General features: G+C 46.3%; 8 protein-coding genes. 4 read left to right on the top strand and 4 right to left on the bottom strand.

Annotated features, from left to right (window positions below):
- The first annotated feature begins 241 nt into the window (after nt 1-241).
- Nucleotides 242-1,282 carry an IS630 family transposase gene (locus B2Q61_RS06500; RefSeq protein WP_290615712.1) on the top strand — a complete coding sequence of 347 codons (1,041 nt, stop codon included), beginning with the start codon at nt 242-244 and terminating at the stop codon, nt 1,280-1,282.
- Between the two features lie 2 nt (nt 1,283-1,284).
- Here B2Q61_RS06500 and B2Q61_RS06495 read toward each other — a convergent pair whose 3' ends face one another.
- Both B2Q61_RS06495 and B2Q61_RS06490 read right to left on the bottom strand, forming a co-directional pair.
- Nucleotides 1,285-2,361 carry a hypothetical protein gene (locus B2Q61_RS06495; RefSeq protein WP_290615714.1) on the bottom strand — a complete coding sequence of 359 codons (1,077 nt, stop codon included), beginning with the start codon at nt 2,359-2,361 and terminating at the stop codon, nt 1,285-1,287.
- Nucleotides 2,358-3,542: a sugar ABC transporter substrate-binding protein gene (locus B2Q61_RS06490; protein WP_290615716.1), complete on the bottom strand. Its 1,185-nt coding sequence runs from the start codon at nt 3,540-3,542 to the stop codon at nt 2,358-2,360. Before B2Q61_RS06490 ends, B2Q61_RS06495 begins: the two co-directional genes overlap by 4 nt.
- 190 nt (nt 3,543-3,732) lie before the next feature.
- On the opposite strand from B2Q61_RS06490, the gene B2Q61_RS06485 reads away from it, so the two are divergent.
- The 3 genes from B2Q61_RS06485 to B2Q61_RS06475 all read left to right on the top strand — a co-directional run bounded on the left by B2Q61_RS06485 (nt 3,733) and on the right by B2Q61_RS06475 (nt 6,962).
- A complete protein-coding gene (locus B2Q61_RS06485) occupies nt 3,733-5,193 on the top strand; it encodes a protein adenylyltransferase SelO (protein WP_290615718.1) in 1,461 nt (486 codons plus the stop codon).
- A 158-nt stretch (nt 5,194-5,351) separates the two neighbouring features.
- A complete protein-coding gene (locus B2Q61_RS06480) occupies nt 5,352-5,888 on the top strand; it encodes a phosphatase PAP2 family protein (protein WP_290615720.1) in 537 nt (178 codons plus the stop codon).
- Between the two features lie 18 nt (nt 5,889-5,906).
- Nucleotides 5,907-6,962 carry a glycosyltransferase family protein gene (locus B2Q61_RS06475; protein WP_290615722.1) on the top strand — a complete coding sequence of 352 codons (1,056 nt, stop codon included), beginning with the start codon at nt 5,907-5,909 and terminating at the stop codon, nt 6,960-6,962.
- Here the strand turns inward: B2Q61_RS06475 and B2Q61_RS06470 are convergent.
- Nucleotides 6,946-8,289: a DNA recombination protein RmuC gene (locus tag B2Q61_RS06470; RefSeq protein ID WP_290615724.1), complete on the bottom strand. Its 1,344-nt coding sequence runs from the start codon at nt 8,287-8,289 to the stop codon at nt 6,946-6,948. The two genes, B2Q61_RS06475 and B2Q61_RS06470, sit on opposite strands and share 17 nt — an antisense overlap.
- Nucleotides 8,290-8,345: 56 nt before the next feature.
- On the bottom strand, nt 8,346-9,401 hold the full coding sequence (locus B2Q61_RS06465) for a GGDEF domain-containing protein (protein WP_290615726.1): 1,056 nt from the start codon (nt 9,399-9,401) through the stop codon (nt 8,346-8,348).
- Between the last annotated feature and the right edge of the window lie 73 nt (nt 9,402-9,474).

The following is a 9,474-nucleotide window of genomic DNA, read 5'->3' as shown; positions in this document are numbered from 1 at the left end:
TTGACTCAATCAGGTCACGCTGCAGGATGGGGCCACACGGCCCTACGCAGCCCCCCCCTCGATTGCCGGGGGGATGTTCGGCGACAATTAGGATGAACCAGTTGACGACAATTATCTTGGCCGGTTGGGTGTCACACTAAATAGCTGTTCCAAATAGTAGATCACCCGAGGAAGGGAACTCAATGCGGTTTGCGCGATCAGATCAGTCGCCAAACATAACCAATCAACAACCGCATTGAGTATGAACAAAATAGCATTTTTATACGGCGCAGAAACCCGCCGCTTGAAGAAAATTGTACATAAAACCCGAGATAAAGACCTGTGCCGCCGGGCAAATGCGGTGTTACTGGTGCTAAAAGGTGAAACCAAGTCGCAAGTAGCGCGTGTTTTGCAAGCAGGCCGTTCATCAGTAAACCGGTGGATAACCTGGTATGACGCAGCAGGTATAGATGGCCTTAAAACCAAGGGCGTTGGGCGGCCGGCAAGTCAGCCAAAAGGCTTTATCTGCGGTGTTTTAAAACTGCTGGTGAACCATATACCCAGGACACTGGGTTATCAGCGGTCGCGTTGGAGTAGTGAATTATTCGCACTGCTGCTGCATAAGCTTTACCGTATCGTTATTCATAGCTCAACTCTCAGGCGGTGGTTGCCACAAGTCGGCATCGTCTGGCGTCGTGCGGCACCGACGCTGTATATCCAAGACCCGGATAAAGAAGCTAAGTTAGCAGCCATGCGGGAGGCACTTGAAAATTGCAGCGTGGACCATCCGGTGTTTTATCAGGATGAGGTGGATATCCACCTGAATCCGAAGATTGGTGCCGACTGGGGCTTTAAAGGTAAACAGCGTAAGGTAGCTACACCCGGCCAGAATAAGAAACACTATCTGGCGGGGGCATTGCACAGCCAGACAGGACAAATCAGTTATGTTGGTGGTGAGCGCAAGACCAGTGATTTGTTTATTGCGCTGTTGGAGCAACTGAAAGGGCAATACCGGCGAGCGAAAAGTATCACGCTAATTGTGGATAATTACATCATCCATAAGAGCAAAAAAACGCAGAAATGGCTGAATGAGAACCCAAAGTTCAAGCTCTTGTTTTTACCGGTATACAGCCCGTGGCACAACAAAATTGAAAAGCTATGGCATGCGCTGCATGAAACGATAACCCGTAACCATCAGTGTAAGAACATGGATGACTTACTGGAGCAGGTATACCACTTTATGGACACAGCGGCTCCGTTCCCAGGTGGCAAGCATGGATTGAAGCGGGTGTATCACAATTAGGATCAGTTATTTAGCAATTCCTGGTGCTCGTGAAGTTTTACAGACATGGTATGCAATACCGCCGCGATCTGCTCAAATTCGGTGAACGGAAAATACTGTCGACTCTGCTGCAAATTGCCTTCGGCATAGCGTTCGACTAATTTGCTTAGCGCTGTGATCGGTTTCATCTCTAAACGCACAAAAAACCAACCCACAAACAACAACAGTCCAAGAAATAATGCGGTAATCACAGCGAACCGGTAAGTCAAAACAGTTATCGCATTAAGCGCAGTCGCTTTACTGGTTGCAAATTCAATATTTAATCTCGCATTTAATCCAGGCACGGCAAGAGGTGCGACGGTAATCACCATTTCATCGTCAACTGAATAATTAGGAAGCAGCGCTTGTTGCTGCCAGTAAATGTTATGTAAGGTTGCATCAGGACTGTATTTCTCAAGTAATGCTTTGATGCTCTCAACCGGTAATAGCGCGACAATGGCTCCTGTTAACTTACTGCGGGGATCGATTGTTGTCGTGTCTGAAAGCTTTAGCGGAACCTGCATTACAATAAGCTCGGGCATTTGCTGATGTTGGTCGCTATCGGATGTCAGCAACGATTCAGTCAATTCTTTAGACGCTACAAGATAAGTACTTTGTGTTGCGGCATAATCTTGCAAAAATAGTGTTGTCAGCTGTGTCGAAATTGGAGCTAACGATAATAGCATTGCGTCAATTGGCACCGCCTCGACAACCCAGGAGCGGGTATCCACTAACAGTAACGCTTTGGCCAGCGAATGTTGATTTGCCACCTGCACCATTTTATTGCGTGCGTTCTGAGCAAAAATGCCTGAACTTGCTGCCAGTGCAGCATTGGAGTCTGCGGATAACTGTTGCAACTGCAGAGAAAGTTTTTCTAGCTCAAACTCCACTTGCAATATAGCTTTTTCGGTCTGGGCTCGTTGTTTTATGATTTGTTCCTCCGTTTGTATCGTGCGGAACTCCATAATTAACAGGCTGCTTAATACTAAAGATGGAATCATTGCACATAACACAAACTGGACAATTAGCAGGCTTTTTAACGACCATTTTTTTGATGTCATAAACCGGCTGCCAGTATCTGCTGATCGCGTGCTGACACTTTTTGCATAAATTCAGCTGCAGCCGACGCATCAAGGGTTTTGTTTTGATACAACAGCATCCCCTTTTGCATGCCATTCCATACCGAGACCATAGCAGCTGAGGTCGGCATCAGCTGGCTGAGCTCGCGTTGAGCGAGTACTTTTGGGTAAATACCATCTGAATCAGGATAATCTGCCGTGTTTGTTTGATAGCTCTGATAATAAGGGGTGATAAAATGTTTTGTCGCTATGGCTTGCACATTTTCGGGGCGTTGAAAAAACGCAGTCAGTTGTTTAATCTGTGGGGCTTTCTCTGAAGACAGTGACTGATTTGGAAATACCATAACGATATAGGATGCTAAAGGTTTAATTTGCCGGCCTTGTAACTGCGGAAACAATGTAACGCCCAGATCTGACCCTAAACGTTCTCGTGCTGCAGTCAGCGCCCAGGTACCATTGACGGCATAAGCGAATTTTCCCTGATAAAAATCTTCTGAAACACAGCGATAGCCACACTGCATGTTAGTAACGCCACTTTTAGCTAACTGTTGATAAAACTGCAATGCTTGCTGCATGGCCGGCGTGTTCAATGTTACGGTATCATCATAGGTTAAATTTCCACCAAATAAACTGACAAAGATGGAAAACCAGTAAGGCTCCTGATAGTTCAGGGCGAGGGTCTGCACTCCAGCAGCATTGAATAAATCGTGCTGGGCAATTAATTGCGGCCAGTCTGAAGCAGGTGTTTTAACCAATGCTTTATTGTAGAGCATAAGCAAATGATTTCCGGCAAAAAGTGGCACACTGTAATTTTTGTTACGAAACTGCAGGGTCTGCAACGTAGTCGCCGGCATCGCCGTATCTACCATTTCAGGCGGGAGTTCCGATAAGCGCATCAAGTCGGCGTAGCCGATGTTATCGGAAGAAATAATAATAATGTCAGGTGCCCCTTGTTGATCTTTCGCGCGGATCGCTGAGGCCTTTAACTCTTCATTTGGTAATAAATGTACTGCAACAGCAACCTCTGGATGTGAAGTGGTAAAAGACGTTGCTAACGCCGCAAAGTCGGCGTCCAGTTCTTTTGACATATGCCAGATAGTTAACTGCGTTGCGCCATTAGCCCCGCACGATAAAACTAAAAAACAAAGCAGGACAATTCGCAATGGTAACTCCTAAGTAACACATAGTTATTTGCGGGCTGTTAACACTTATTAAAATAACTATAAAGCAATCTACCCGGTACGTCATTACACAACATTAAGTATCCGGGGATTAAGGTATTCCATAGCCTGAACTGGTCCTACACTGATAAGCCAAGTACACTAATGGTTTAATTCAAATGAAGAAGTCATAATGGCAGAATTTAATGTCCAACATAGCCTGGCAGCGCTTGGCCCTACGTTCTCGCTACCATGTCAGCCAACTCCGGTTAAAGCACCAGAGTGGCTGGCTTTTAATTTATCATTGGCCGAAGCGTTGGGCTTACCTGAGCAATACCGGGCCAGTGATGCAGGTTTGCAGCTTTTCTCAGGCAATATGCTTGCCAGCTGGTGCCAGCCTGTAGCGCAGGCTTACGCCGGCCATCAGTTTGCTCATTATGTACCACGTTTAGGGGATGGCCGGGCACTATTACTGGCAGAAATTATCAGTTGTTCGGGCCAGCGGTTTGATCTGCAGTTAAAAGGTGCAGGCCCTACCCCGTTTTCCAGAGGCGGCGATGGCCGCTCGCCTATTGGCCCGGTAATTCGTGAATACTTAGTCAGTGAAGCTATGCATGCTTTAGGCGTGCCCACCACTCGTGCTCTGGCTGCGGTTAGCAGCGGTGAGAGGGTCTACCGCGACGAAACGCTTCCCGGCGCCATTATAACGCGGGTAGCAAAAAGCCATATCAGAATTGGTACATTTCAATATGTCGCTGCATTGGGTGACGAGGCACGGTTAACCGAGTTTACCGACTACGTCATAACACGCCATTATCCGCAATGTGCCAGCCAGAACCAGCCATATCTTGAATTACTGCGATCTGTTATTACTGCACAGGCATCAACCGTAGCACATTGGATGAGTCTGGGCTTTATTCATGGTGTAATGAATACTGATAATATGACCATCACCGGTGAAACCATTGATTACGGACCCTGTGCTTTTATGGAAGCCTTTGATGAAAATACCGTATTCAGTGCCATTGATCGACGCGGCCGCTATGCTTATCGCAATCAACCACCGGTCGCTCTGTGGAACCTCACCCGTTTTGCTGAAACCTTGTTGCCGTTACTTCATGCAGAACAGTCGGAGGCAATAACATTGGCCAGTTCAGCTTTAGAGTTGTTCAATCAGCAGTATCAAACGGCTTACTTAGAAAAAATGACCGCAAAATTAGGTATTCAGCAAAGCACGCCAGATGATGCGCAACTTATCAGTAGTCTGCTGGCATTAATGCAGCAGGACAAAGTCGATTTTACCCTGTTTTTCCGGCAACTAAGTCAGCCCTCGGCCGATAACGCGGGCAAATTATTCAGTGATCAAAACAAATGGCGTGACTGGTGCAGAAGCTGGCAGTCGCGGATAGCCTCGCAGGAGCAAAATGCAGAAGAACGTGCGCTGGCAATGCAGCAGATGAACCCGGCACTTATACCGCGCAATCATTTGGTGCAGCAAGCTATTACTCAAGTCAGCGAGCATGGCGATCTCAGCTTATTTAATCAGTTAAAACAGGCCTGGCTAACACCATTTGAAACTGAAGGCGCGCATGCGGCCTTTAGCCAGCCTGCTACAGAGCAAGAACGGGTTCAGCGAACATTTTGCGGCACCTAGCGGCGCTTTGCAATAATAAGCAATGTTGAGTTATAAACCCTGATTGCATATCGGGGGCTGGGTTAAACCCTGGCAGTCATAAATGTTTCATCTGCTTTTAACAGGCATGTCATCTTTAGTGCCTCTAATGGCTGCAGGTTTCGCCAGAGATATGACTGATGAATACACTGCAAAAGCTAACATTACTGGACACCAGATTGTTTTTCCAGGTCAATTTAATTGGCCAGCTACCTTCGGTAAGAAAACTTAGCCTGGGCTTATCCCGTTGTGGAGATGGCCCACTGTATCTGATTATCGCGTTGTTGCTTTGGCAGTTTGATCATAGCAAAGGCAGTCCGTTTGTTCAGCATGCTCTACTGGCGTTTGCTATTGAATTGCCGCTGTATTTATTGTTAAAAAACGCAATTCAACGCGAACGCCCATCAGGCTCGCAACAGCACGGCTGGGCTCCCGCGATCCGCCCTTCTGACCGGTTTAGCTTCCCTTCCGGTCACACAGCGGCTGCCTTTATGTTTGCCTGGCTACTGGCCGCTTACTATCCTGAATTTAGCTTCTATTACCTATTGCTGGCGTCGGGTATCGGACTATCAAGAGTGCTACTGGGAGTGCATTACCCTACTGATATTCTGGCAGGTGCCAGTTTGGGCAGCGTTATTGCCCTGGCGGTGCTACAAAGCGCACTTTTTATCTTTTAACCGCTAGGCAGGAATAAGATGAAAATACTTTATGGTGTGCAAGCGACCGGCAATGGCCATATTACGCGCGCCAGAGCGTTGTTACCGGCACTGCATCAACAGGGTATTGAGGTCGATTTTCTGTTTAGCGGGCGTCCGCAAGCTCAACTATTCGATATGGAAATGTTTGGCGACTATCGCTGGGCCAATGGATTTACCTTCGCCACTGCCGGGGGTAAAGTACAGCGTCTTATCACTGTTAAACAATTAAAGCCCTTAGCATTCTGGCGGGATGTCCGGCAACTGGATGTGTCAGCCTATGATTTGGTACTAACTGATTTTGAACCGGTAACGGCATGGGCAGCGAAATTACAGGGCGTAATGTCGGTGGGTCTGGCAAGACAATATGCACTTCGTTACCCACTTGCCGGCACACAGTCGGTAAGGTGGTTAAATACAGCGGTAAGCTACTTTGCCCCGGCCCGTCATATGCTCGGCGTGCACTGGCAACCGGCATTTCCTGAGTTATTGCCACCTTTACTGCCGTCATCACCCGCACCAGTTGCCGGTAGCCAGGATCGAAAGTTTCAGCCACCCTTCATTCTGGTATATTTGCCCTTTGAAGATAATTCAGCAGTGATCGCCTGGTTAAAACAGTGTCCCGCCTGGCATTTCAAACTTTATGCTAATGTCAGCAAACCATATTCTGAAGATAATCTCACCATATTGCCTTTAAGCCGCCATGTGTTTCCATTAGATTTACAGCAATGCAGTGGCGTCATATGTAATAGTGGGTTTGGTTTGTGCAGCGAGGCACTTATTGCAGGGAAAAAATTACTGATTAAGCCGTTATCTGGCCAGATTGAACAGGCGTACAATACATATTGTTTGCTGAAAATGGACAAGGCTGAACAGTTTAGCCAATTTACGTGGCAAAAATTATCGGGCTGGCTGGACATGCCAGCCCACTCCCCTCATTCATTACCCGACCCGGCGCCAGCCATAGCTCGTTGGCTTAAACAAGGCTGTGACATACCGGTTGCCGATCTGGCCACGGCAATCTGGCGACAACAACCTGCTACTCATTTTCAGTAATGCTGGTATCCAGCTCCAGTTTTGCCCGCTCAACCAGATCCGGATCTAGTTCAGTTTTCACCGCAACGCCCAATTCTTTAAATTCCGCAGCTTGTTTTATCAGATTACCTTTGCCCGTAACCAGCTGCCCTAATGCTTTGTCATAACTTTCCCGGGCCTTATCTAACTGCTTACCAACACCTTGCATACTGTCTAAAAATGTTTTCAGTTTCTGATAAAACTTTTCAGCCCGATTTGCCAGTTCAGCTGTGTGTTTATTTTGATCCTCAAAGCGCCACAGCTGACGAACGATATTTAGGCTGGTCAGAAGCGTGGTGGGCGTTGTGACCAAAATATTCCGATCTAATGCCTGTTGAAACAATTGGCTGTCGTGTTGCAATGCTGCCACATATGCGGATTCGATAGGAATAAACATAAATACTACCTCAGGGGAGTTTAAACCTGCTATTTGGTAATAATTTTTATCTGCCAGCTCATTGATCCGGTCCTTTACAGCGCTGATATGCGCTTTTAAAGCCAGCAACCGCGTTGTATCGTCCTGGGCATTAACATAACGGGTATAAGCCGATAGCGACGTTTTGGCATCAATAATTAAATGTTTATTCTGTGGCAGATAAATAATCACATCCGGTCGTTGCCGGCCGTTGTCGGTATTGAAGCTTGCTTCGCGCTGATAATCTTTTCCAGCACGCAGACCACTGTTATCCAGAACATTTTCAAGCATCAACTCACCCCAGTTGCCCTGAATTTTGCGTTCCCCTTGTAATGCTTTACTAAGTTGGCTGGCTTCGGTGGTTATTTGCAAATTCAGTGCCTGTAAATGCTTGAGTTCTGTTTTAAGCTCAGCACGCTGTTTGGTTTCTTCAGTGTGTAACGACTCTACTTTTTGTCTGAAACCTTGCATATCTTGTTGTATCGGCGTTAACAGTTGACGCATGCTTTCCTGATTCTGGTTTTTAAACACCTCACTCTTACGTTCCAGAATATTATGAGCTAACAATTCGAACTCTTGCTTTAACACCGCTTTATTCTGCTGCAGCAATTGTAGTTGCTCTTCAAAATGACGTTGCTTCTCTTGCAAGGTGCTGCCTATTCTGGCGTGATCAACAGCCAGCTGCTGATACTGTTGTTGTAGCTCATGATACTGGTGCTGCAGCTGCTGATACTGTTGTTGCCACAGCGAACCATGGTTGTCACTCTTGGCAAGACTAAACTGCAGTTCACGTCGCCGACGCTGCATGGCAGACATCACAATCAGCAACATCACTATCACTGTGGCCAGCACCATTATTGTTATATTGATCGGCGTAAACTGAACATTAGTCAAAGTTAAATCCTGCTGTGCATTATGGTTACGCGGTACGAAGTTGGATAATTAAATTATTATATTTCAACGCAGTTTCTACCTTTGCTTTTAGCGCGATACAAGGCATCATCGGCACGTTTTAAAATAACACTGACATCGTCATCACGCATAAAGCTGGCGACGCCAAGACTCACGGTTAGCGGTTTGCCATGAGAAAAATCAAAACTTTCCACCGCAGATCGTATTCTTTCTGCCAGTAATTTAGCACCCGTGATATCAGTGTGCGGACAAATAACTAAAAACTCTTCACCACCCCAGCGACCAGCAATATCGAGTTCCCGACACTGTTGCAATAAGATACTGGCAAACGAAATTAATGCCTGGTCGCCGGCCATATGGCCAAAGTTATCATTCACCGCTTTAAAAAAATCTAAATCAGCGAGAATGACACTAAACGGACTCTGATGACGAACCGAGCGAGTGATTTCCCGCGACAAAATGTCATCCAGTTTAACACGGTTATACAACCCGGTAAGCGTATCGGTCACCGACAACCGCTGTAATTGACGGTGCTGAGTAGCCAGCGCCTGCATAACCTCGTGTCGGCTGACTTCGTAATAATGAACCATCAACACTAAACAAACTGTGGCAAACACCACATTGAGCCAGGCTTCTAGCGGAAAGCTGTCTGCAGGCCAGGACGATGCACGCCAACTGAGCAGCAATATCAGCAACGTAAAGAATAGAATGGTCGCAATTAATCCTTTTTTACGGCCAAACAGAAAAAACACCAATGGTGGGAAAATACACAGCCAGTAAAGTGAATAAAAATCTGGAGCAGAAACGCCTAAATAAATCAGTAAGAATATGCCAAGTAACGTTGCCGTATGAAATGCCGCCTGACGCACATTATTAAATAGCTGAAAGCGTCGCAAAATAACTGACGCGGCCGCAGCGCTGATAAAATCCAGAAACGCAACACTATATAATGCAAAAAAAGCCAGGTTAATAAAAAAGAAAAAAGTAAATATGACCACCATGCTAAGTAGCATGCCATTGATAAGATAAACCTGCCGATATTCAGGATCGGAAGGTTTAAACTGATGGTTGTTGGTAATAAAGTGTTTTAACACTCAGACCTCTGCCACGTGACTACCCAGAACAAGATAATCAAAAGTTTGCACCACACTACATCACCTTTTAAAA

Source organism: Arsukibacterium sp. UBA5043 (assembly GCA_002415085.1).
Lineage (GTDB): Bacteria > Pseudomonadota > Gammaproteobacteria > Enterobacterales > Alteromonadaceae > Alishewanella.
The sequence above is the reverse complement of the archived record's forward strand: the minus strand, read 5'-3'. Positions and strand labels throughout refer to the sequence as shown.